At 67.4% G+C, this 21,300-nt stretch carries 21 protein-coding genes; 11 read left to right on the top strand and 10 right to left on the bottom strand.

What is annotated here, in order from left to right; translation table 11 throughout:
- Nucleotides 1-9: 9 nt before the first annotated feature.
- Complete coding sequence (locus ACIG5A_RS30720) at nt 10-345, bottom strand: hypothetical protein (RefSeq protein ID WP_397246395.1); 336 nt, start codon at nt 343-345, stop codon at nt 10-12.
- A gap of 502 nt (nt 346-847) precedes the next feature.
- Between ACIG5A_RS30720 and ACIG5A_RS30715 the strand changes: the two genes are divergently transcribed.
- The 3 genes from ACIG5A_RS30715 to ACIG5A_RS30705 all read left to right on the top strand — a co-directional run bounded on the left by ACIG5A_RS30715 (nt 848) and on the right by ACIG5A_RS30705 (nt 3,557).
- Nucleotides 848-2,824: a glycosyl hydrolase family 18 protein gene (locus ACIG5A_RS30715; protein WP_397246393.1), complete on the top strand. Its 1,977-nt coding sequence runs from the start codon at nt 848-850 to the stop codon at nt 2,822-2,824.
- 89 nt (nt 2,825-2,913) lie between these two features.
- Entirely contained in the window at nt 2,914-3,144 is a 231-nt protein-coding gene (locus tag ACIG5A_RS30710) for a CopG family transcriptional regulator (protein ID WP_397246391.1), read from the top strand.
- Nucleotides 3,132-3,557 (top strand): type II toxin-antitoxin system VapC family toxin, encoded by a 426-nt coding sequence (locus ACIG5A_RS30705; RefSeq protein ID WP_397246388.1) that lies wholly within the window; start codon nt 3,132-3,134, stop codon nt 3,555-3,557. Before ACIG5A_RS30710 ends, ACIG5A_RS30705 begins: the two co-directional genes overlap by 13 nt.
- Before the next feature lie 33 nt (nt 3,558-3,590).
- Here ACIG5A_RS30705 and ACIG5A_RS30700 read toward each other — a convergent pair whose 3' ends face one another.
- The 8 genes from ACIG5A_RS30700 to ACIG5A_RS30665 all read right to left on the bottom strand — a co-directional run bounded on the left by ACIG5A_RS30700 (nt 3,591) and on the right by ACIG5A_RS30665 (nt 13,058).
- A complete protein-coding gene (locus ACIG5A_RS30700) occupies nt 3,591-4,499 on the bottom strand; it encodes an ethanolamine ammonia-lyase subunit EutC (RefSeq protein WP_397246386.1) in 909 nt (302 codons plus the stop codon).
- 434 nt (nt 4,500-4,933) lie between these two features.
- On the bottom strand, nt 4,934-6,346 hold the full coding sequence (locus ACIG5A_RS30695; protein ID WP_397246383.1) for an ethanolamine ammonia-lyase subunit EutB: 1,413 nt from the start codon (nt 6,344-6,346) through the stop codon (nt 4,934-4,936).
- Complete coding sequence (gene eat / locus ACIG5A_RS30690) at nt 6,343-7,776, bottom strand: ethanolamine permease (protein ID WP_397246380.1); 1,434 nt, start codon at nt 7,774-7,776, stop codon at nt 6,343-6,345. The genes ACIG5A_RS30695 and eat overlap by 4 nt, the downstream gene beginning before the upstream one ends.
- Before the next feature lie 25 nt (nt 7,777-7,801).
- A complete protein-coding gene (locus tag ACIG5A_RS30685) occupies nt 7,802-8,335 on the bottom strand; it encodes a DUF779 domain-containing protein (protein WP_397246377.1) in 534 nt (177 codons plus the stop codon).
- Nucleotides 8,335-9,858: an aldehyde dehydrogenase gene (gene adh, locus ACIG5A_RS30680; protein ID WP_397246374.1), complete on the bottom strand. Its 1,524-nt coding sequence runs from the start codon at nt 9,856-9,858 to the stop codon at nt 8,335-8,337. Before adh ends, ACIG5A_RS30685 begins: the two co-directional genes overlap by 1 nt.
- Nucleotides 9,859-9,950: 92 nt before the next feature.
- Nucleotides 9,951-11,255: a transcriptional regulator gene (locus ACIG5A_RS30675; protein WP_397246372.1), complete on the bottom strand. Its 1,305-nt coding sequence runs from the start codon at nt 11,253-11,255 to the stop codon at nt 9,951-9,953.
- Between the two features lie 86 nt (nt 11,256-11,341).
- Nucleotides 11,342-12,670, bottom strand: coding sequence for a hypothetical protein (locus ACIG5A_RS30670; RefSeq protein WP_397246369.1), 1,329 nt, complete (start codon nt 12,668-12,670; stop codon nt 11,342-11,344).
- A gap of 94 nt (nt 12,671-12,764) precedes the next feature.
- The gene (locus ACIG5A_RS30665; RefSeq protein ID WP_397248027.1) at nt 12,765-13,058 is read right to left on the bottom strand and encodes a hypothetical protein; all 294 of its coding nucleotides are present in this window, start codon (nt 13,056-13,058) and stop codon (nt 12,765-12,767) included.
- On the opposite strand from ACIG5A_RS30665, the gene ACIG5A_RS30660 reads away from it, so the two are divergent.
- Nucleotides 12,976-13,359: a potassium channel family protein gene (locus tag ACIG5A_RS30660; protein WP_397247953.1), complete on the top strand. Its 384-nt coding sequence runs from the start codon at nt 12,976-12,978 to the stop codon at nt 13,357-13,359. The genes ACIG5A_RS30665 and ACIG5A_RS30660 overlap by 83 nt on opposite strands.
- A 33-nt stretch (nt 13,360-13,392) precedes the next feature.
- Here the strand turns inward: ACIG5A_RS30660 and ACIG5A_RS30655 are convergent, their stop codons facing one another.
- Nucleotides 13,393-15,015 (bottom strand): MFS transporter, encoded by a 1,623-nt coding sequence (locus tag ACIG5A_RS30655; RefSeq protein WP_397247951.1) that lies wholly within the window; start codon nt 15,013-15,015, stop codon nt 13,393-13,395.
- 180 nt (nt 15,016-15,195) lie between these two features.
- On the opposite strand from ACIG5A_RS30655, the gene ACIG5A_RS30650 reads away from it, so the two are divergent.
- From ACIG5A_RS30650 to pcaB, 7 genes are all read left to right on the top strand, one after another.
- Nucleotides 15,196-15,606 (top strand): hypothetical protein, encoded by a 411-nt coding sequence (locus ACIG5A_RS30650; RefSeq protein WP_397246367.1) that lies wholly within the window; start codon nt 15,196-15,198, stop codon nt 15,604-15,606.
- Between the two features lie 96 nt (nt 15,607-15,702).
- Nucleotides 15,703-16,515 carry a CoA transferase subunit A gene (locus tag ACIG5A_RS30645; protein ID WP_397246364.1) on the top strand — a complete coding sequence of 271 codons (813 nt, stop codon included), beginning with the start codon at nt 15,703-15,705 and terminating at the stop codon, nt 16,513-16,515.
- A complete protein-coding gene (locus tag ACIG5A_RS30640) occupies nt 16,512-17,288 on the top strand; it encodes a CoA-transferase subunit beta (protein ID WP_397246362.1) in 777 nt (258 codons plus the stop codon). The genes ACIG5A_RS30645 and ACIG5A_RS30640 overlap by 4 nt, the downstream gene beginning before the upstream one ends.
- Nucleotides 17,285-18,463, top strand: a complete 1,179-nt coding sequence (locus ACIG5A_RS30635; protein WP_397246360.1) for a thiolase family protein — start codon at nt 17,285-17,287, stop codon at nt 18,461-18,463. Before ACIG5A_RS30640 ends, ACIG5A_RS30635 begins: the two co-directional genes overlap by 4 nt.
- On the top strand, nt 18,460-19,173 hold the full coding sequence (pcaH, locus tag ACIG5A_RS30630) for a protocatechuate 3,4-dioxygenase subunit beta (RefSeq protein WP_397246357.1): 714 nt from the start codon (nt 18,460-18,462) through the stop codon (nt 19,171-19,173). Before ACIG5A_RS30635 ends, pcaH begins: the two co-directional genes overlap by 4 nt.
- A complete protein-coding gene (gene pcaG / locus ACIG5A_RS30625) occupies nt 19,166-19,705 on the top strand; it encodes a protocatechuate 3,4-dioxygenase subunit alpha (protein WP_397246354.1) in 540 nt (179 codons plus the stop codon). Before pcaH ends, pcaG begins: the two co-directional genes overlap by 8 nt.
- Nucleotides 19,698-21,050: a 3-carboxy-cis,cis-muconate cycloisomerase gene (gene pcaB / locus ACIG5A_RS30620; protein ID WP_397246352.1), complete on the top strand. Its 1,353-nt coding sequence runs from the start codon at nt 19,698-19,700 to the stop codon at nt 21,048-21,050. Before pcaG ends, pcaB begins: the two co-directional genes overlap by 8 nt.
- Nucleotides 21,051-21,300 lie beyond the last annotated feature (250 nt).

Here is a 21,300-nt window from a genome sequence, read left to right as displayed (position 1 = left end):
ATTTCGGGGCTAACGCACGCCCGTGCGGCGCTCGCGGTCTATCCGGATGGCGCGCTGGTAGTCGGTCTCGCCGTTGACGGTCCAGGAGATCGGGTGGGCGTCGGGGCCGCATTCACCGCTGAACTTCTCCGTCGAATTGCCCGCCAGGCGCACCGCGGGCTCGAACAGCACCCGCGCGTTGCTACACAGGCCGACCATGGCCGCGGTCCCCGCACCCACATCGGTGTTGGTGCATGTGACATCCAGCCGGGTCTCGGTCGGCACCGACACACAGGTCACCGTGCCGGGCGGCGCGGCCTTCGACGCCGGAGCCAGAAACAGCGGCGCCGCAGTGAGACTCAACATCACGAACCCACCGCGCATCATCGAATTCATTCGCATACCCCGCCTATCCGAACCCCCGCCCAGAAAGTTACAAACTGTAAGTATGCCCTGTACCACAGGGGGTATCAGCACACCGGCACGCTCCCTTCAGCGATCCCCACTCCACTGGGGAGCCTCGGACCACTCGATGCGTGCGATGCTTCAGTCGGCGGTCCAAACTGTGGCGGAACACAACGCCATAAGGATGGAATCGCCTCTCGCACAACGGTTCCTGGTTCTCGTTCGGCTGCACCCTTCGGCGTCCCCGTTGCGGGTGATCGGGAATATCGATGTCGCGGTGGATGGATTCGCTGTCGTACTCACGCGTCTCGGTTCGAGATCGCTCGGCCCGCAACACTGTTCATTCGTCGACCCGGCGACATCAGCGTGCGCTGACACCCCGGCGGTAGGTCCGGTACGTGTCTCCCTCGCGTGCCGACCCGGTAAGCGGGGTAAGTATCAACGTCGCCATAGGGAGGTCCCCATGCGGACGGCGAAATTATCCGGGCTGATAGCGACCGCGGCCAGTGCGCTGATCGGCGTATCGATGCTGGTGGGATTCACCAATGCCACACCGGCGGACAGTGCGGCGGTCGAACCGACCGCCGGTGGGGTCAAGGTCGCCTACTACAACCAGTGGTCGGTGTACGAGAACCGCTTCTACCTCAAGAACGTCGACACCTCGGGCATGGCAGGCAAACTCGACTACATGATGTACGCCTTCGCGAACATCGACCCGGTCAACCTGACCTGCTTCGAGGCGAACAAGGCGGCCGATCAGAACGAGAACAATCCGAACGCCGGTGACGGCGCCGGTGATTCGTTCGCCGATTACGGCAAGTCGTTCGACGCCTCGATCAGCGTCGACGGCACCGCGGACAAGTGGGACGACCCGATCGTCGGAAACTTCAAGCAGATCAAGCAACTCAAAGCGAAGCACCCGAATCTCAAGGTGCTGCTGTCGATCGGCGGCTGGACCTACTCGAAGTACTTCTCCGATGTGTCCGCCAGCGATGCCGCGCGCAAGAAGTTCGCCGCGTCCTGCATCGACATGTTCATCAAGGGAAACCTGCCGTCGCAGAACGGCTATGGCGGCCCAGGCACCGGTAAGGGCGTCTTCGACGGGCTCGATCTGGACTGGGAGTACCCGGGCGGCGGCGGGCACGTCGGCAACCACGCGTCGGCGGCGGACCGGGCCAACTTCACTTTGCTCGCAGCCGAATTGCGTAAGCAACTGGACGCGCAGGGCACGGCCGACGGCAAGCGCTACGCCTTGACCGCCGCGGTCGCGGCAGGCCAGGACAAGATCCGCAACTACGAAACCGACAAGCTCGGTGCACAGCTCGACTTCGCCAACGTCATGACCTACGACATGCACGGCGCCTGGGATGCGAAGGGCCCGACCAACTTCCAGGATCCGATCTACAGCAGGCCGGACGATCCGATGACCCCGGTCCCGCCGGGCAACGCGAAATACAACATTGACGAGGCGATCACGGCGTGGACCACGGGCGACAGCTCGTACGGCATCCCCGGCGGCTTCCCGCCGAAAAAGCTGACCATCGGGTTCCCGTTCTACTACCGCGGCTGGACCGGTGTGGCCGCGGGCAGTAACCACGGACTGTTCCAACCCGCGTCGGGCCCGGCGCCGGGCGGACCGTCCTCCGGGAACGTACCGGGTATCCGGATGTACAAGGAACTCACCGGCGTCGTCGACAACCCGTCCAAGACGTTCTACGACCCCGTAGCGCAGGCCGCGTACTTCTACGACGGCACCAACTGGTGGGGCGGCGATTCGGTGCAGTCGATCAAGGCCAAGGCGGACTTCCTGCACTGCCGCGGCCTCGGCGGCGGAATGATGTACTCGCTGGAGAACCTGGATCCGGCATCGACCCTGTTCAACAAGGTGATCGACGGCGTCAACGGCAGCGCGCCCGACTGCACGGCGAACCCGACCACCACGACAACACCACCGACCACGACAACGACGGTGCCGCCGACGACCACCACCGAGCCGCCGACGACCACGACAACGCCACCGACCACGACCACCCCGCCCGGCGGTAAAGGCGTGATCAACGGCGATTTCGAGAGCGGCGCGCTGGCACCGTGGACCTGCCCGAGCAACCTCGGCTCGATCGTCACCACCCCGGTGCACGGCGGCAAGAGCGCGCTGGCGGCCGCACCGAGCAGCAGCGACAATGCCCAGTGCTCGCAGAAGATCACCGTCGAAGCGGGGCACACCTACACGCTGTCGGCGTGGGTCAACGGCAAGTACGTCTACCTCGGCGTCACCGGCACGGGAACCAGCGACCCATCCACCTGGACCCCGGGTACCACTGGCTACCAGCAGCTTTCGACCCAGTTCACCACCGGCGCCTCGACCACGAGCGTCACGATCTGGCTCCACGGCTGGTACGGCCAGGGCCAGTACTTCGTGGATGACGTCACCCTGAAGTAATTGCCTGCGAACGAACAGGTGGGTCTCCCCTCCGGAGACCCACCTTTCGCGTGCTCACACCCCGCGACTCGCGGGCATGCTGGCATACCATGAGGCGGACGACAGTGAAACTACCCGACGAGCTCGATGAGCGCCTGCGTCACGAAGCGCAGCGACGAGGCGTCACGGTCGCCGAGGTGACTCGTGAAGCAATCGCGCAGTATCTCGCCGCGCCGCCCGAGGGGAGACGACGGTTCGGCGCCGCAGGCGCGGGGCACAGCGGGCGTTCGGATGTGTCGAGCCGGATCGATGAGATCCTGAGCGAGGAGTGGGGCCGATAAGCACCCTGGTTGTCGACGCTGGGCCGCTGTACGCCTACGTCGACGCGGACGATGCCCATCACCACGCCTGCCCGGAACTCCTGCAGACTCACCGCGGACCGCTCGTCGTACCCACCCTGGTCATCACCGAGGCCGTCTACCTGATCAGCACCCGCCTCGGCACCGACGCCGCGGTGCGCTTCCTCGGCGACCTGGCCGAGGGCCTGTTCACGGTCGAGCCCGTGCACGCGGCCGACTGGCTGCGCATCGCCGAGCTGGTCGCCAAGTATCGCGACCTGCCGCTGGGAACCGCCGATGCTTCGGTGATCGCCGCGGCCGAGCGGCGGAACCTGACGCAGATCGCCACCACTGATCGACGTCACTTCTCCGTGGTCCGCCCCAGGCACACCGGTAGCTTCACACTGCTGCCCTAGTTCATCGGCAGGCCGCGCAGTGGTCCGAAAGCCTTACTGCCCCTGCAGGATCGAGGTAGCGACGTGCTCGAGAGCGTTGCGCGTGGAAGTGTCTTTCAGGTCGACCCCGGAGCGGCCGAGCGTCCGCGCGCCGGAGACCAAGCCCGCCACCACTTTTGCCGCCTGCGCGTACCCGAGCCCTTCCGGCGGGTGGATGTTGGAGATGCAGTTGCGGTCGGCGTCGGTACGCCCCGGCCGCGGCAGATGCGTCAGATAGATCCCGAGGCTGTCGGCCACCGAAAGCCCCGGTCGCTCCCCGATCAACACCAACACCGTCGCCACGCCCATCGCCTCGGCAATGTGATCACCGAGCGCGACCCTGGCCTGCGTCGCGATCACCGGCGCCGCAATCGAGTACCGTGGCCCGAGCTCCTTGATCAGCGCAGCGACCATCGCAGGCCCGTGCGCACTGAGCGCGAGCGGCGAAAGCCCGTCCGCCAGCACGATTCCGATCTCGGCCCCACCGTGCGGCACCGCCGCCAAACCGGATCCATCTCCGATCCCCGCCCCACTACGCGTCACAGCCCCCGAGCCGGATCCATCTCCGATCTCGGCCCCACTGTGCGGCACCGCCGCCAATCCGGATGAAGCCGGTAACCGCCCAAGGTCAGGTCGGCGTAGATACTCCGCCCGATCCCGGGCCCGGCTCGTGACATGCACCGGCTCGCCCAAACCCAATGCCACCACCCGCTCACGCAAGGATTCGACATCCAGCGGCAGATGCACCGCATCCCGCGCCGCCGCGTGCGCCGCCCGGAACTCCAGCACCTGCGTCGTCGGCAACGCATCCCCGGTCCGCCCCAACCCGATCCTGGCCTGCGTGCTACCCCGCAACTCCTCCCAAAACCCCCGCACCGCACCATCTCCCGCCGCCACCGCCGGATGCATCACAACATCTCCCATCGCCGAACCTCGCTCACGACATCCCCCACCATCACAACCGCACCCTCAGATCCGCTTCCGCCGAGCGCAGTCGAATGGCCCTGCGACACGCCGGAATCCGGGGCCATTCGACTGCGCTCGACCGGGGTCACCGGGCACCTGCCAGAACGGGCATCGGGGAGGTGAGGGATCGACTGGCAGTACACAGCCCACGCGCTGAACATCCCGAATCCGGTCCGGTTCGCCGACCGCAGTCGAATGGCCGTACGAAACAATGGCTTCCGCGGCCGCGCGACCGCGCTCGACAGGCTCCACCCGACACCAGCCGAGGCGCGCGGCGGCGACGCGATCGGCCACCCTGGCCATGCCCGACCTGGCTCTGGTCTCGCCCAGCGCAGTCGAATGGCCCTGCGACACGCCGGTTTCGGGGGCCATATGACTGCGCTCGACACCGGTCATACCGCACCTGCCAGGGCGCGTAGCGGGGAGGTGAGGGGCTCGACCGGGAGGATGCGGCCTGTCGGGTCGAGCATTCCGAGGTCGGTGAGCCAGGTTTCGAATTCCGGGGCCGGGCGCAAGCCCAGGACCTGGCGGGCATACAGGGCGTCGTGGAAGCTGAGGCTTTGGTAGCCGAGCATCACATCATCGGCGCCGGGGACGGCGATGACGAACGCGCAACCCGCTGCGCCGAGCAGGGTGAGCAGGGTGTCCATGTCGTCCTGGTCGGCTTCGGCGTGGTTGGTGTAACAAACATCCACACCCATCGGTAATCCGAGGAGTTTGCCGCAGAAATGATCCTCGAGACCCGCGCGGATGATCTGCTTACCGTCGTAGAGGTACTCCGGGCCGATGAACCCGACCACCGTATTCACCAACAACGGATCCAAATCCCGCGCTACCGCATACGCGCGGGTCTCCAAGGTTTGCTGATCCACCGGTTTCCCGCCCACACCCAAATGCGCTCCGGCCGACAAGGCTGAGCCTTGGCCGGTTTCCAGGTACATGACATTGTCACCGACCGTGCCGCGCCCCAAAGCCCGCCCAGCAATGTTGGCTTCACGCAACAGTGAAATGTTCACTCCGAAACCGGCATTCGCGCCTTCGGTGCCCGCGATCGACTGGAACACCAAATCCACCGGCGCACCCGCCTCGATCAACCCCAACGTGGTCGTGACATGCGACAGCACACACGACTGAGCCGGGATATCGAAACGAGTACGGACCTCGTCGAGCAGATACAGCAGATCAGCGGTCGCCTGGGGTGAATCGGTAGCCGGGTTGATACCGATCACCGCGTCCCCACACCCCAGCAACAACCCGTCGAGCACCGCCGCGGCGATCCCGCGCGGGTCGTCGGTGGGATGGTTGGGCTGCAACCGGGTCGCCAGAGTACCCCGCACGCCAACGGTGGTGCGGAATCCCGCGGTCACCTCGATCGCACGCGCCACCGCGATCAAATCCTGATTACGCATGATCTTGGAAACGGCCGCGACCATCTCCGGGGTCAACCCCGCAGAAACCGCACGCAACAGCTCAGCGGCATTATCGCGAGACGCCGCATCCAGCAACCAATCCCGCAGCCCGCCAACGGTCAGATGCGAAACAGCCTGGAACGCGACCCGATCATGCGAATCGATGATCAACCGGCTGACTTCATCGGTCTCGTACGGCACCACCAGCTCGTTCAGGAACGTCACCAACGGCACCTCGGCCAGCGCCCACTGCGCGGCCGCCCGCTCCGCATCGGAATGTGCGGCACACCCGGCCAATTCGTCACCACTACGCAGCGGTGTCGCCTTGGCCAGCAATTCGACCAGCCCGTCGAACCGATAGCCGATCCCGCCGATTCGCTGGTGGTACACCGTCATTCGAGCTCCTCCTCGGCTCGGGCCAGCATCGCGAACTCCTCATCGGGCGAGTTGGCGACCAGCCGGTGCCGGCTGTACAGCCCGAAGTAGGCCATGAAGCCCGCGAAGGCGACCAGCGTCCACGTCGCCGCCGTCCGGTCGACGAGGAAGGTGGCGATCACCGCGGCGCAAGCGATCACGAGGGCGAAGGCGGTGGTGAGGATGCCGCCGGGCGTACGGTAGGGCCGGACCAGCCCCGGTTCGCGAACGCGAAGCACGATGTGGCTGATCATCATCAGCACATAACTCAGCGCCGCACCGAACACGGCCATGTTCAGCAGCATCGCGCCCTGCCCGGTCAGCGACAGCGCGAATCCGATGACACCGGGCACGATCAACGCCAGCACCGGCGCCTTACGCGAATTGGTCACAGACAGACTCGTCGGCAGATACCCGGCACGCGACAAAGCGAAAGTCTGCCGCGAATACGCGTAAACGATGGAGAAGAAGCTCGCCACCAACCCGGCCAAGCCGATGTAGTTCACCAACCGAGCGGCACCACTATCACCGAGCGCCTCGACCAGCGGATTACCCGAAGTCGAAATCGCCTGCGCACCCAGCGCTCCCGTAGCCAGGAACAGCACCGTAGCGCCGGTGACGATCAGCACAAGCATGCTGATGATGATCCCGCGCGGCACATTCTTCTCCGGCTCCCGCGCCTCCTCCGCCGCCAGCGGCACACCCTCCACCGCAAGAAAGAACCAGATCGCGAACGGCACCGCCGCCCAGATACCGAAGTACCCGAACGGCAGGAACGACGAACTACCAACGGCCGCGGGATCAGCCGGAATATCGGTCAGATTCCCGACATCGAACAACCCCCACGCCGACACCGCGAAAATCACCAACCCGACCAACGCGATCGCCGTGATCACGAACATCGCCTTCAACGCCTCACCCGCACCGGTCAAATGCACACCGATGAACAACGCGTACACCGCCAGATACACCCACCATCCATCGGTGATCCCGAACAGATTCAACGACTCCACATACGCACCGATGAACGTCGCGATCGCCGCGGGCGCGATCGCGTATTCGATGAGAACCGCCGCGCCGGTAGCGAATCCGCCCCACGGCCCGAGCGCCCGCCGCGCGAAGGTGTAACCGCCGCCGGCGGCGGGCAAGGCCGAGGACATCTCGGCCATGCCGAGCACCATGGCCAGGTACATGCCCGCGATCACCACGGTCGCGATGAGCAATCCGCCGAAACCGCCCTGCGCCAAACCGTTGTTCCACCCGGCGAAATCGCCGGAGATCACATAGCTGACGCCGAGACCGGCAAGCAGTAGCCACCCCGCCGACCCCGATTTCAGGGTGCGCTTCGCGAGGTATTCGCTGTTCTCGCTGTGCGAGTTCGCACGGGTTGGCCGATTGACGGGGATCGCCATCGCGACCTCCTTCTAGCTGGATGAATCAGTGGGACCGGCCGGGGACCGGGCATGCGTCGGCCGCCTCGGCGACGACCTGGGGCTCGGCGGCGGGCAACGGCCGTTCGCCGCGCTCCCAGCCCGCACCGGTGACCGGTTCGGTGGCGGCCAGCGCGCGGAGTTCGCCGGGTTCGAAAACCCTTCCGCGGCTGAGGAATCGGAATCCTTCCGGCGATTCCAGGCTGAAACCGGAGCCACGCCCCGGCACGACATCGAGGATCAACTGGGTGTGCTGCCACGCGGTGAACTGGGGACCCGAGATCCATACCGGCGCACTGTCTTCCGGTTCGGGATCGGTGTCGGGTAGCTCATCGGCCCGCAGCCGCAGATCGAGCAATCCGAGCAGCACATCGCGATCACCGATCACGAATTCGCCTGCGGGATAACACATCGGGGCGGACCCGTCGCAGCATCCGCCCGACTGGTGCAGCATCAGCGGTCCGTGCAGCCCGCGGAGGCGACGGAGCAGGTCCATCGCCGCCGCGGTGGCACGCACCCGCCGTGGGGCGGTGCCCGGCATCAGAAGAAGCCCTGCGCCTTACCCGCGTAGCTCACCAGCAGGTTCTTGGTCTGCTGGTAGTGGTCGAGCATCATGCGGTGGTTCTCCCTGCCGATGCCGGACTGCTTGTAGCCGCCGAACGCCGCGTGCGCGGGGTACTGATGGTAGGTGTTCGTCCACACCCGCCCGGCCTGGATATCGCGGCCCGCGCGGTAGGCCACCGAGCCGTCGCGCGACCACACGCCTGCGCCGAGCCCGTACAGGGTGTCGTTGGCGATCTTGATGGCGTCGTCGTAGTCGGCGAACGAGGTCACCGAGACGACGGGCCCGAAGATCTCCTCCTGGAAGATCCGCATGGTGTTGTTCCCGGCGAACACCGTCGGCTGCACGTAGTAGCCGCCGGACAGATCGCCGCCGAGGTCGGCGCGCTCGCCACCGGTGAGCAGCGTCGCGCCCTCGCCCTTGCCGATCTCGATGTAGGACAGGATCTTCTCCAGCTGATCATTGCTGGCCTGCGCGCCGATCATGGTCTCGGTGTCGAGCGGATCCCCTTGCCGCACAGCCTTGGTGCGCACCACGGCGGCACTGAGGAACTCGTCGTAGATATCGGCCTGGATGAGCGCGCGCGATGGACAGGTGCAGACCTCGCCCTGGTTGAGCGCGAACATGGTGAAGCCCTCGAGCGCGCTGTCCTGGTACTCGTCGTTCGCGGCGAGCACATCGGAGAAGAAGATGTTCGGGCTCTTGCCGCCGAGCTCCAGCGTGACCGGAATCAGGTTCTGCGAGGCGTACTGCATGATCAGCCTGCCGGTGGTGGTCTCACCGGTGAAGGCGATCTTCTTGATGCGCGGGCTCGACGCCAGCGGCTTGCCCGCCTCGACACCGAAACCGTTCACGATATTGACCACACCCGGCGGCAGCAGATCGCCGATGAGGCTCATCAGGTACAGAATCGAGGCCGGTGTCTGCTCAGCGGGCTTGAGCACCACCGCATTTCCGGCGGCCAGCGCGGGAGCGAGCTTCCAGATGGCCATCAGGATCGGGAAGTTCCACGGGATGATCTGACCGACCACACCGAGCGGCTCGTGGAAATGGTAAGCGACAGTGTCGGAGTCGATCTCCGACAGCGAACCCTCCTGTGCCCGAATGGCGCCCGCGAAGTACCGCAGGTGATCGATCGACAGCGGGATGTCGGCCGCCATGGTTTCGCGGATCGGCTTGCCGTTGTCCCAGGTTTCCGCGAGCGCGATGGCCTCGAGGTTGTCCTGCATCCGGTCGGCGATCTTGTTGAGAATGACGGCGCGCTCGGCGACCGAGGTCTTGCCCCAGGCGGGCGCGGCGGCATGCGCGGCGTCGAGGGCGAGTTCGATGTCCTCCGCGGTGCCGCGCGCCACCTCGCAGAACGGCTGCCCGGTGACCGGCGTCGGGTTCTCGAAGTACTGGCCCTTGACGGGCGGTACCCATTCGCCGCCGATCCAGTTCTCGTAGCGCGGCTGGAAGGACATGGCGGCATCGGGGGTTCCGGGGCGGGCAAAGACAGTCATCGCATGCTCCTCGTAGTGCTGACATTTCGCGTGTCAGGTGTGACTCGGAACACTACGAGCGGGCATGTTGCATGAGCGTTGCAAGAAACTGGTCAGATGCCCAATTTATGGTCTATCAAGATCAATTGGGCCTGGACCTGCGCATACATCGAGGACTGCGGATCGAGGGCGGAGAGGTAGGCGGTCCACGCCGCGAGATCGTCGCGCCCGTCCACGGAGCTGGTCCAGCGCGCGAGCAGCCTGCGATCACCCGCCGCGAGCAGCGTCGCGCGCAATCGCCCGCGCAACTCCGCGCGCAGGTCGGCGATCCCCGGCGCGAGTGAACGGGGTAGCACCGCGGCCGGATAGGCGCGCAGCGCGGCCGCCGCGTCACCGCGCGCCAGCGCCCGGCGCACCTCGGCGACATCGGTATCCAGCTCGATCAGCAACCGGTAGGGCCGCGAGCCGAGACCGTTGGCGCCCAGGATCTTTCGCACCCGGGACAGCTCGGCGCGCACCGTCACCGGATCCAGCTCGGATTCGTCGAGCAGCATGGCGAGATGATCGGCGCTGAGCCCCTCGGGATGATCCGCGAGCAGCAGCAGGATCTCGGCGTGCCGCTGCGACAGGCGAATTCGCTCGCCGTTCAGCGTCAACGTCGGGCCCGGCCCGAGCACCTGTAGTCGCGCGGTCGTCGCGTCGAGCGGCGCGGGGGCATCGAGCAGATGCAGTCGCAGTTCGGATTCCGCGGCGAGCACCGTCGCCCGGATCAGCGACAGCACCTCGGGCGCGGCCACCCGCGGCCCGCCGGTGATATCGATGGCGCCGATGATCCGGCCGCTGAGCGGGTCGTGCACCGGCGCCGCGGTACAGCTGAATTCGTGCACCGCGCGGCTGAAATGCTCGGCGCCGAAGATCTGCACGTGATGATCGAGCGCGAGCGCGGTCCCCGGCGCGTTCGTGCCGACGCGATCCTCACTCCAGTCCGCGCCCTCGACGAAGTTCATCCCCACGGCCCGATCCCTGACCTTCGGATCGCCGTCGACCCAGAGCAGCCGCCCGCGGGCATCGCTGATCGCGACGAGCAAGCCGGCGTCGGCGGCGTCCTCGACCAGGAGTTTGCGCACCGCGGGCCAGATCAGCGCCGTCGGATGCGTGGCCCGATAGCGTTCCAGCTCAGGGCCGTCGAGCTCGAGCGCACCGCCGAACCCATCCGGGTCGACGCCGCTGCTGCGGCTGCGCCGCCAGGAATCGAGCACCACCGAACGCACCGAGAGCCCGCCGGGCCGCACGGTCGGCAACCGGTCCACACCCTCGACAAAGGACCGGTGCGCGAACGACACTCGCCGCGCCAACTGGTTGACGTCGTCATCCGGCCGAACGGCAACCCACGGACTGCCCTGCGCGACTGTGCTCAATCAGTTTTCCTTCACCATCTGCCCACCCCACTGTAACGCCGGTCACGTCGCCACCCATAACGACCAGTGGTTTCGCCGCCCGCCCGCTACGGCCGATGCGCCCGCGACGCCTTCTTCGCGGGCAGTGCCACGCATTGCAGGACCGAGAGCGCGACCCCGGCGGCGAGCGCGATACCGAGCACGACGAGACCGGTCGGATAGCGCCACCACACCAGCGCCACCACCGCCGCGATGAGAACCGCCAATCGCAGCGGCAGCAGAAAGCGGGCGGCGGCGAGTTCGATCGTCGTCGGCGGCCGATCCGCACGTGCCCCACGCAGCTTCGCGAGCGCGGTCGCCGCGCTCTCCCGTACCGCACGGGCCGAATTCGACTGTCCGGCAAGGTAGCCCGTCATTACGGCGAGTAAACCCACCGCCGCCACCGCACGCAGCGCTGCGCGCAGCGGCCGATAGACCGCATCGATGACGGCCGCCGCGGCCGCGGGGGACAGCACTTCGGGCGGCATCTCGCCGAGATAGACCTGCCTGCCGATCACCAGCGCGATCGCCAGGAGCACCATCGCCACCACCGCGGCGGCACCGGCCAGCGATATCGCCCGTAGCCGATATCCCCTGGGCGCCAGCAAGACCGCCGTCGCGGCGGCGGCCAGCGCGAGCCATGGCAGCACACCCGACAACCGGTCGAGCACGCGCACGGCATGCTGCGCGCGCACCAACTCACTGGATTGGAACAGCACGAATTGCGCGTCGAGGTCGGGCACCCGGTCGGCGAAGGTGATGCCGCGCTCGTCGAGCCGCTGGCGCACCTCGGACAGGATCGCCTGAAGCGAAATGCTCACCGTGCCTTTATCATCGACGACGACGGCCGTTCCTGATCGTCCGGTGAGGACAGCGACCAGGATCTCGTGGGCGTGCCGATTCGCCGAGATCCAGATCCTTTCGAATTGTTCACTCGCCACGAAAGATTGGGCTGTCCGGCGAATCAGCGCCTCGGTCTGGGTTGCCACCAGCGGCGGTACATTGTGCAAAGCGGCGGAGATCCGCGGCCGATCGGCCGATTGCGGCAGATCGGCGACGAGCAGGTCGAGCGCATCCGCGGTCAGGCGCGCCACATCGACGCGGGTGGTGATCGCGGTGGTGATCCGGTCGGCCAGTTCGGCCTGTATCGCGGGCTCTGCGCTCAATGGCGCGACGGTCGCCAGATATCGGTCGGTATCGAGGATTTCGCCGCGGCAGAAACGGGCGACCACCGCCCCGAACAGCGCGATCCCCATCAGCACCAGCACGATTCCCACACCGGTCCAGCGCAGCGTGTGCCGGATTCGATGCGGCCGCACCGCGACCGCCGCACGCAACCGCTCCAGTTCCGCACGTTCCTCCGCGATGAGTGCCCGCACGTTGTCATTCGTGGTCATGCCGCCCTCATTTCCCCGTGCCACACAGCGGCGCGATGGCCGGTAATCCGGCCCGGTAGTACAGTCGATTCGGACAGGCGACGCGCGGCATGTTCTACGGCCGAAGGGGATACCCGATGCCGAACGACAACTCCTCGAAAAACAATGCGGGCCGAATTCGGCGCCAACGGCTGTGGCGCGATGTATCTGTCACCGGCGGAACGACTTTTGCACTGTTGCTGGCGTACTTTCTGCTGCCGTTTACGCGGATCGGCGACATCGGCACGGTCACATTGCTGGTCTGCGGACTGCTCGGGGTGTGCGGGATGTGCGTCTGGCAGATCCGCGCGGTGCTGCGAACGGCATATCCGGCCGCGCGGGCAATCGAGGCGGCCATCACGATATTCACGTGCTACACCGCCGGCTACGCGACGGTGTATTACATACTGTCGGTGACCGATTCGCACAATTTCAGCGAACCCATGACAAAACTCGATTCGCTCTACTTCTGCGTGACGATCTTCGCGACCGTCGGCTTCGGCGATATCGCGGCGCGGACGGAACCGGCCAGGGCGGTAGTGCTCGCTCAGATGGTCGGCAACATGATTCTGATCGGATTCGCGCTGCGGGCATTGACGGCGTCGGTCCGGCTGCGCCGATCGCAACTGGGCGGGCCGGACAGCGCGGCGACCGGACGGTCCGGGAGCTGATCGTCGTTGAAATTCCCAGTGTGGCCTCATATTTCACTCCTCTCCTCGGGATGCGCCAACCGCGCGGCGCGGAAGCAGCCAGGTGCCGAACAGCGCCGCGACCGCCAGCAGCGCGGCCACCGCCAGCGCGGCACGCAGCGCGGCGAGCCGGGCCGCGGCGTTGATCTGGACAATCTCGGCCGCCACGTCCTGCGGCACCCCCGCCGCGGCCAGCCCGTCGCGTAGCTGCGTACTGGAGACGAACGAGACGCCGTCGGCCAGTTGCGCGCTCGCCTGTGTGCGCACCGATTCGGGCACGGCGGGATTGCCTTGAATCCCGCTGTCCGCCACGACGATCAACGTCGAGATGAGCACCGATCCGATCAGCGCCGTGCCGAGCGACGCGCCGAGACTGGTTGCCGTGTTCTGCAATCCGCCGACCTCCGCGCCGCGCGAGTCGGGAACCGCCGCGCTGGTAACCGCGCCGAGCTGTGCGGACAGAGCGCCCAATCCCAACCCCAGGAACACCATCGGGATCAGTACGACGCTCGCCGCCGCACCCGGGTCGAGGCCCGCGACCAGGATCACGATGCCGACGATCATCGACGCCAGCCCGAGCCGAACCGTCCGGCGCGGACCGGCGCGCGGCCGTAAGGCCGGAATGCCGATCGCGGTGAGCACCAGCGCGACCGACAACGGCAGAATGCGCAGCCCGGTTTCCAGCGCACTGAGTTCGAGGACCACCGAAAGGAACAGCGGCACCGCGAAGAAGACCCCGGCCTGAACGAGGAACTGCGCGAAGAACATTCCGAGACCACCGGCAAGCTCCCGGTTCCGGAGCAACCCGACGTCGAGCAGCGGTTCACGCCCGGCGGCGGTCAGCCGGGCTTCCCAGCGCAGCAGGCCGTAGAGCACGAGGAGCCCGGTCAGCAGCAACCAGATGACCGGAGACAGGCCGAGTACCTGGGGCCCTGTGGGTTTCGCGCGCACCCACCCCCACTCGCCGGCGCGTAGCACGCCGAAGACCATCGCCCCGAGGCCGAGCACCGAGAGCACCGATCCGAGCAGGTCGAACCCGATACGCGAGGCGGGCACATCCTGGATGCCGCGCAGCAATAGCAGAATGATCGCCACCACGACGACCTCGCCGAGAAAGACATAGCGCCAGGAGGCGAAAGTCGTGACGGCGCCACCGATCAACGGCCCGACCGCCACCGCGCTCGCACCCGCCGCGGCGATCAATCCATAGGCGCCGGTGCGGCGTTCGACGGGGATGTTCGCCGCGACGAGCGCCACGATCGCCGGCATGATCAACACCGCGCCCAGGCCTTCGAACAGCGACCAACCGAGCAGCAGGACCGCGAGGTTCGGCGCGAGCGCGGTAGTGAGCGAACCGATGCCGTATCCGATCAGCCCGATCGTGAAGGCACGGCGGCGGCCGAGCCGCGTGCCGAGCCGTCCACCGGTGATCATCGAACTCGCCATCACGAGCGTGTACAGCGTGATGGCGGTTTGGATTCCGGTGATCGTGGTGCCGAGATCGGCGGCGACGCTCGCCATCGAGACGTTCATGACCGTGCTGTCCAACGTCATCAGGAATTGCCCGGCGGCGAGCACGGTGAGCACGCGAACAGCGCTCGAGCGGCTGCCGTTTCGGCTTGATCGGCGGTGACGCATCATCGGAATCGACCCTGCGGCTTCGGCACCGCGATGTCCTCACACGGCGCGGATGAAATCGCCGGTGCGCGAGGCGGCCCCGCGGACCGCGGCCGACAACGTCATCCGCTACGGAGGAGGTGCCTCCAGACGGCCGAGGGCAGATTCGGGAGAACTCACCGCATCAGGAAGGGACGACCCATGACACACCAGTCGGACACCGAACATCCGGTTCGCCAGGGCGTGGCCGCCGGCACATCGATCGCGGCCGGTGTCGTGCTGGCGACCGTCGGCGTGCTTTCCGTTTTACAGGGCATCTCGGCGGTCATCGCCGACCAGATCTATGTTGTCGGCGTCGAATATCTCTACCGGTTCGACACGACAGTCTGGGGCTGGACACACACGGTGCTCGGCCTGCTGTTGTTCATCTGTTCGATCGGATTGATGACCGGGACGCTCTGGGGACGCATCGGAGCGCTGGTGGTCACGGCGCTGTCGATCATCGCGAACTTTCTCTCGCTGCCCTACTACCCGGCCTGGTCGATGCTGATCATCGGACTGAACATCGTCGTCATCTGGGCCGTGGCCACCTGGCGCCCAGCCTTGGACTGAGTGATCAACGGTTGACCCACCCGCCCCTCCTTGTTCATAATGAGCACAAATGTTCACTATCCGAACACGGGAGAGCTTGTGGCCAGGATTTCGTCGGTGGCGGAGGCGGTTGCCGACCTCGTGCGCGACGGTGACACCGTCGCGCTGGAAGGGTTCACCCATCTCATTCCGGTGGCGGCCGGGCAGGAGATCATCCGGCAGCGCAGGCGCGATCTGACGCTGGTACGGATGACGCCGGACATCGTCTATGACCAGCTGATCGGCGCCGGGTGCGCGCGCAAGCTGGTCTTCTCCTGGGGTGGCAACCCCGGCGTCGGCTCGCTGCACCGGTTCCGCGACGCCGTCCAGAACTCGTGGCCCGCACCGTTGCTGATCGAGGAGCACAGCCACGCGGGCATGGCGAACCGCTATGTCGCTGGCGCGTCGGGATTGCCGTTCGCGGTGCTGCGCGGCTACGTCGGCACCGATCTGCCGACGGTGACCGACACGATCAAGCCGATCGTGTGCCCGTTCACCGGCGAACACCTCACCGCGGTGCCCGCGCTGAACCCGGACGTCACGATCATCCACGCGCAACGCGCCGATCGCGCCGGAAACGTGCAGCTGTGGGGGCTGCTCGGCGTGCAGAAGGAGGCGGTGCTCGCCGCGAAGCGCAGCCTGGTGACCGTGGAGGAGATCGTCGACACGCTCACGCCGGTCCCCGGCGCGATCGTCTTGCCCGCCTGGGCGATCACCGCAGTCGCCGAGGCGCCCGGCGGTGCGCATCCGTCCTACGCACAGGGCTATTCGGAGCGCGACAACGCCTACTACGCCGCATGGGACGAAATCAGCCGCGACCGCGGCACTTTCGACCGCTGGCTGCACGAACACGTGTACACCGGCACCTCGACGATCGGGAGCGACGCATGACTACGACCGAAACCACCTCGGCCGCAACCGATCCGGCATACACCTCGGACGAGGTGATGACCGTCGCCGCCGCGCGGGCACTCACCGGGGACAAGCGCTGCTTCGTCGGGATCGGGCTGCCGTCCACCGCGGCGAATCTGGCACGCACGACACACGCGCCCGGCCTCGTCCTCGTCTACGAATCGGGCACGCTGGGCTCCAAACCGGACCGCCTGCCCGCCTCGATCGGCGACGGGATACTCGCCGAGACCGCCGACGCGGTGATCAGCGTGCCCGAGGTGTTCAACTACTGGCTGCAGCCCGGCCGCATCGACATCGGCTTTCTCGGTGCCGCACAACTGGATCGGTTCGGCAATATCAACACCACCGTCGTCGGCGACTACCTGCACCCGAAGGTCAGGCTGCCAGGCGCGGGCGGTGCGCCGGAGATCGCGGCGTCCTGTGGCGAGGTGTTCGTCGTGGTGCGGCAATCGCGGCGTTCCTTCGTCGAGCAGGTCGATTTCGTCACCTCGTTCGGCCACGGACGCGGTGCGGGGGAACGGGCGGCGCTGGGCATGCCCGGCGCGGGCCCGACGCTGATCATCACCGACCTCGGCGTGCTCCGCCCCGACGAGAACGGCGAATTGATCCTCACCGCAGTGCATCCCGGCGTCACCGTCGAGCAGGTGCGCGCGGCCACCGGCTGGGATCTGCAGGTCGCCGCGGAGCTGACCGTCACCGCTCCGCCGACCGCCGCCGAGCTGGCGGCCCTGCGCGCGTTGGCGGCGGCGTGACCGCGGCATACCTCTACGACGGCGTACGCACGACGTTCGGCCGCTACGGCGGCGCGCTGAGCGGACTCCGGCCCGACGACCTGGGCGCGCACGTACTGAAATCACTTGCCGCACGGACGAATCTGGATCCGGCGACGGTGGACGACGTCGTCTTCGGCGCCGCCAATCAGGCGGGTGAGGACAACCGCAACGTCGCGCGGATGGCGGCACTGCTTGCGGGCTGGCCCACCTCGGTGCCGGGCACCACGGTGAACCGGCTGTGCGGATCCAGCATGGACGCGGTCATGCAGGCCGCCCGCCTCATCGAAACCGGCGATGCCGCAACGGTTGTCGCGGGCGGGGTCGAATCGATGAGCCGCGCGCCATGGGTGATGCTCAAGCCCGCCAAGGGTTTTCCCGCCGGTGACCAGACGCTGCACTCGACGACGCTCGGCTGGCGCATGGTCAACCCGGCCATGCCGGAACAGTGGACCATCTCGCTGGGCGAGAGCACCGAAATCCTCGCGGGCGCCTACGGAATCGACCGCGACGCACAGGACGAGTTCGCCGCGCGCAGTCACCGGCTCGCCGCCGCGGCGTGGGCGAACGGCTTCTACGACGACCACGTCGTCGCGGCGCCCGGCGCCGAGCTCACCAGGGACGAGCCGATGCGGCCGGATACGACCACCGAGAAGCTCGCCGGGCTGAAGCCGTCGTTCCGGCGGGACGGCACGGTCACCGCGGGCAACGCCTCCCCGCTGACCGATGGCGCCGCCGCGCTGCTGCTCGGCGACGAGGCGCTGGCCGACCGGCTCGGGCAGGGGCCGCTCGCCCGGATCGCGGGCCGCGGCGTGGCCGGGGTCGACCCGAGCATGTTCGGCATCGGCCCGATTCAGGCCGCGCGGACCGCGCTGCGGCGGGCCGGTATCGGCTGGGCCGACCTGGATGTGGTGGAGTTGAACGAAGCGTTCGCCGCGCAATCGCTGGCCTGCCTGGCCGACTGGCCGGAGCTGGATCCGGCGATCGTCAATGTCAACGGCGGGGCGATCGCGCTCGGCCACCCGCTCGGGGCCTCCGGCGCGCGGATCGTCAACCAGCTCGCCCGCGAAATGCGGCGCCGCGGCAGCCGATGGGGGCTCGCCGCACTGTGTATCGGCGTCGGCCAGGGCCTCGCCGTGGTTTTGGAGGCAGCATGAGCACCGCGTTCCGTCCCGATCCGGACACCCACCCGCCCCTCGATTCCCCCGGCTACAAATCCACCGCGCTCCGGCATCCGCGGCAGCCCCTGGTACTGCTGCCGCACCGGCTCACCGAGATCACCGGCCCCGTCTTCGGCGAGGACCTGATCGGCGCCGCGGACAACGACCTGACCGCCGGGCATCCCGGTGAACCGATGGGCCAGCGCATCGTCGTGCACGGCCGCCTGCTCGACGGCGACGGCACACCCATCCCGCATTCGCTCGTCGAGATCTGGCAGGCCAATGCGGGCGGCCGCTACCGGCACGACCGAGACCGCTGGGATTGCCCGCTCGACCCGAACTTCGACGGTGCGGGCCGCGCCGTGACCGACGGCGACGGCCGCTACGAATTCACCACCGTCAAACCGGGCGCCTACCCGTGGCGCAACCACCACAATGCCTGGCGCCCAGCGCATATCCACTTCTCGGTGTTCGGGCACGCGTTCACCCAGCGGCTGGTCACGCAGATGTACTTCCCGGACGATCCGATGTTCTTCCAGGACCCGATCTTCAACGCGGTGCCAGAGGCCGCCAGGCCGCGGTTGATCAGCCGCTTCGATTACGCGCGCACCCAACCGGAACGGGCGCTGGCCTTCGAATTCGACATCGTGCTTCGCGGCCGCGACGCCACCCCCTTCGAGAGCGACGAGGACGATCACGATGACTAGTCTGCCGACCACGCCGTCGCAGACCGTCGGACCTTATCTGCACATCGGCCTTATCCGGGACGACGGCCCGTACGCCGTGCCGGTCGGCACCGAGGGCGCGATCTGGTTGCGCGGCAGGGTGTTCGACGGCGCGGGCGAGGTGATCGATGACGCCATGGTCGAGATCTGGCAGGCCGATCCCGACGGGCATTTCGACCATCCCGACGATCCGCGCCCGGTGCGCGCGGGGTTCCGCGGGTTCGCCCGCTGCGATACCCGCTCCGGCGGGTTCGCCGTGCACACCGTGCTGCCCGGCGCCGATGACGGCCAAGCACCGCACATCGACATGTCGGTCTTCGCCCGCGGCCTGCTGCACCGCGTCGTCACCCGGGTGTACTTCCCGGACCACGCCGACCTGCACCGCACCGATCCGGTCCTGGCGGCGGTGCCCGCGGAGCGGCGCGGCACGTTGATCGCCGCGCCCGTCGCCGACGGCTATGTTTTCGATGTGCACCTGCAAGGTGAATCCGAGACGGTGTTCTTCGATGTCTGACGGGCTGTTCGACGGCGTGCTCGCGGCCGGGCCGGTCGCCGAGCAGGTCGGCGACCGCGCCTGGCTCCAAGCGATGCTCGATTTCGAGGGTGCGCTCGCGCTGGCCTCTGCCGAGGCCGGGGTGCTTCCGGCCGATGCCGCCGAGCTGATCGCGCGCAGTTGCCGGGCCGAGGACTACGACATCGCCGAGATCGGCGCGCGGGCCGTCGGCATCGGCAATCCGGCGGGTCCGCTGGTGCGCGCCCTCACCGCGCGTGTCCCAGCCGAGGCGGCCGCGTACGTCCATCTCGGCGCCACCAGTCAGGACGTCAGCGATACCGCCGCGATGCTGGTGACGGCGCGTGCCTTCGATGTGCTGCGCGGTGAGTTGCGTGAGTGCGGCGTTCTGCTCGCTCGCTCGGCCGAGACATACGCGGGCACAGTGATGGCCGGGCGGAGTCTGCTCCAGCAGGCGCCGCCGGTCACCTTCGGGCTGACCGCGGCGGGCTGGCTCAGCGGTATCGCCGCCGCGATCGACCGGCTCGACGAGATCCGCCGAGATCGCCTCGCGGTGCAGTTCGGCGGCGCGGTGGGCACACTCGCCGCCTTGGGCGACAAGGGAATTCCGGTCCTCAGCGGCATCGCGCGGCAGCTCGGCCTCGCCGAACCGGCGCTGCCGTGGCATACCGAACGCAGCCGAATCGCCGAGGTGGCAGCGGTTTCGGGGCAGACATGCGGTGCGGTGGCCAAGATCGCCCGCGACATCACCCTGCTCGCCCAGACCGAAATCGGCGAGCTCAGCGAGCGGGGTCCCGCCGGATCGGGTGGTTCGTCGACCATGCCGCACAAGCGCAATCCGGTCGCCGCGGTGCTCGCCGCGGGCTCCGCCGGGCAGGCGCCCGGCCTGGTCGCCGCGCTACTCGGCGCGGCCGCGCACGAACATCAGCGCGCGGCGGGTTCGTGGCATGCCGAATGGCGGCCGCTGTCGGAGTTGTTGCGTACCACGGGATCCGCCGTGCATTGGCTGCGCACCAGCCTGGAACGGCTGCACGTCGACACGCACAGGATGCGGGCCAACCTCGACGAAACCGCGGGCCTGCTCCTCGCCGAGAATGTCGCGACCGCACTGGTATCCGCGTCCGAGGGGGCGGTGGGCAGGCAAGCCGCCACCGACACCGTCGCCGACCGTTGCCGCGAAGCACTCGCGGGCACCGGCGAATTGGCCGATCTGCTGGCCGCCGATCCCGTGATCACCAAGTATCTGGAGCGGCGGCGAATCGACGAACTGCTGGATCCGACAACGTATTTGGGGTCGACGGACGAATTCATCCGCCGGACGCTCGACAACTGGAGGACGCAGTCGTGAGCGAGCGAACAATCGAAGGTGCGGCTTTCGGACGATTTCATTCGCCGACCACTCCCCGACTGGAGGGCACGGTCGTGGACATGCGAACCATATGCACGGCGGCGGTCGGACGAGCTCATCGGCCGGGCGCTCAGCGAGTGGAGAACGCGGACATGAGCGAACGAACAATCGGCGCGGCGACTTTCGGACGAGTTCATCCACCGGGCGCTCGGCGACCGGAGGACGCGGACGCGAGTGAGCGAGCCACCGG

The sequence above is a fragment of the Nocardia sp. NPDC052566 genome (assembly GCF_044547285.1).
Lineage (GTDB): Bacteria > Actinomycetota > Actinomycetes > Mycobacteriales > Mycobacteriaceae > Nocardia.
Note: the sequence above shows the minus strand (reverse complement) of the source record. Positions and strands in the feature narration are given on the sequence as shown.

Excerpts from the sequence above, each read along its gene's own strand:
- ACIG5A_RS30720 (WP_397246395.1), bottom strand. The coding sequence starts at position 345 with ATGTTGAGTCTCACTGCGGCGCCGCTGTTTCTGGCTCCGGCGTCGAAG.
- ACIG5A_RS30715 (WP_397246393.1), top strand. The coding sequence starts at position 848 with ATGCGGACGGCGAAATTATCCGGGCTGATAGCGACCGCGGCCAGTGCG.
- ACIG5A_RS30710 (WP_397246391.1), top strand. The coding sequence starts at position 2,914 with ATGAGGCGGACGACAGTGAAACTACCCGACGAGCTCGATGAGCGCCTG.
- ACIG5A_RS30700 (WP_397246386.1), bottom strand. The coding sequence starts at position 4,499 with ATGGGAGATGTTGTGATGCATCCGGCGGTGGCGGCGGGAGATGGTGCG.
- ACIG5A_RS30695 (WP_397246383.1), bottom strand. The coding sequence starts at position 6,346 with ATGACGGTGTACCACCAGCGAATCGGCGGGATCGGCTATCGGTTCGAC.
- eat (WP_397246380.1), bottom strand. The coding sequence starts at position 7,776 with ATGGCGATCCCCGTCAATCGGCCAACCCGTGCGAACTCGCACAGCGAG.
- ACIG5A_RS30685 (WP_397246377.1), bottom strand. The coding sequence starts at position 8,335 with ATGCCGGGCACCGCCCCACGGCGGGTGCGTGCCACCGCGGCGGCGATG.
- adh (WP_397246374.1), bottom strand. The coding sequence starts at position 9,858 with ATGACTGTCTTTGCCCGCCCCGGAACCCCCGATGCCGCCATGTCCTTC.
- ACIG5A_RS30670 (WP_397246369.1), bottom strand. The coding sequence starts at position 12,670 with ATGACCACGAATGACAACGTGCGGGCACTCATCGCGGAGGAACGTGCG.
- ACIG5A_RS30660 (WP_397247953.1), top strand. The coding sequence starts at position 12,976 with ATGTGCGTCTGGCAGATCCGCGCGGTGCTGCGAACGGCATATCCGGCC.
- ACIG5A_RS30655 (WP_397247951.1), bottom strand. The coding sequence starts at position 15,015 with ATGCGTCACCGCCGATCAAGCCGAAACGGCAGCCGCTCGAGCGCTGTT.
- ACIG5A_RS30650 (WP_397246367.1), top strand. The coding sequence starts at position 15,196 with ATGACACACCAGTCGGACACCGAACATCCGGTTCGCCAGGGCGTGGCC.
- ACIG5A_RS30640 (WP_397246362.1), top strand. The coding sequence starts at position 16,512 with ATGACTACGACCGAAACCACCTCGGCCGCAACCGATCCGGCATACACC.
- pcaH (WP_397246357.1), top strand. The coding sequence starts at position 18,460 with ATGAGCACCGCGTTCCGTCCCGATCCGGACACCCACCCGCCCCTCGAT.
- pcaG (WP_397246354.1), top strand. The coding sequence starts at position 19,166 with ATGACTAGTCTGCCGACCACGCCGTCGCAGACCGTCGGACCTTATCTG.
- pcaB (WP_397246352.1), top strand. The coding sequence starts at position 19,698 with ATGTCTGACGGGCTGTTCGACGGCGTGCTCGCGGCCGGGCCGGTCGCC.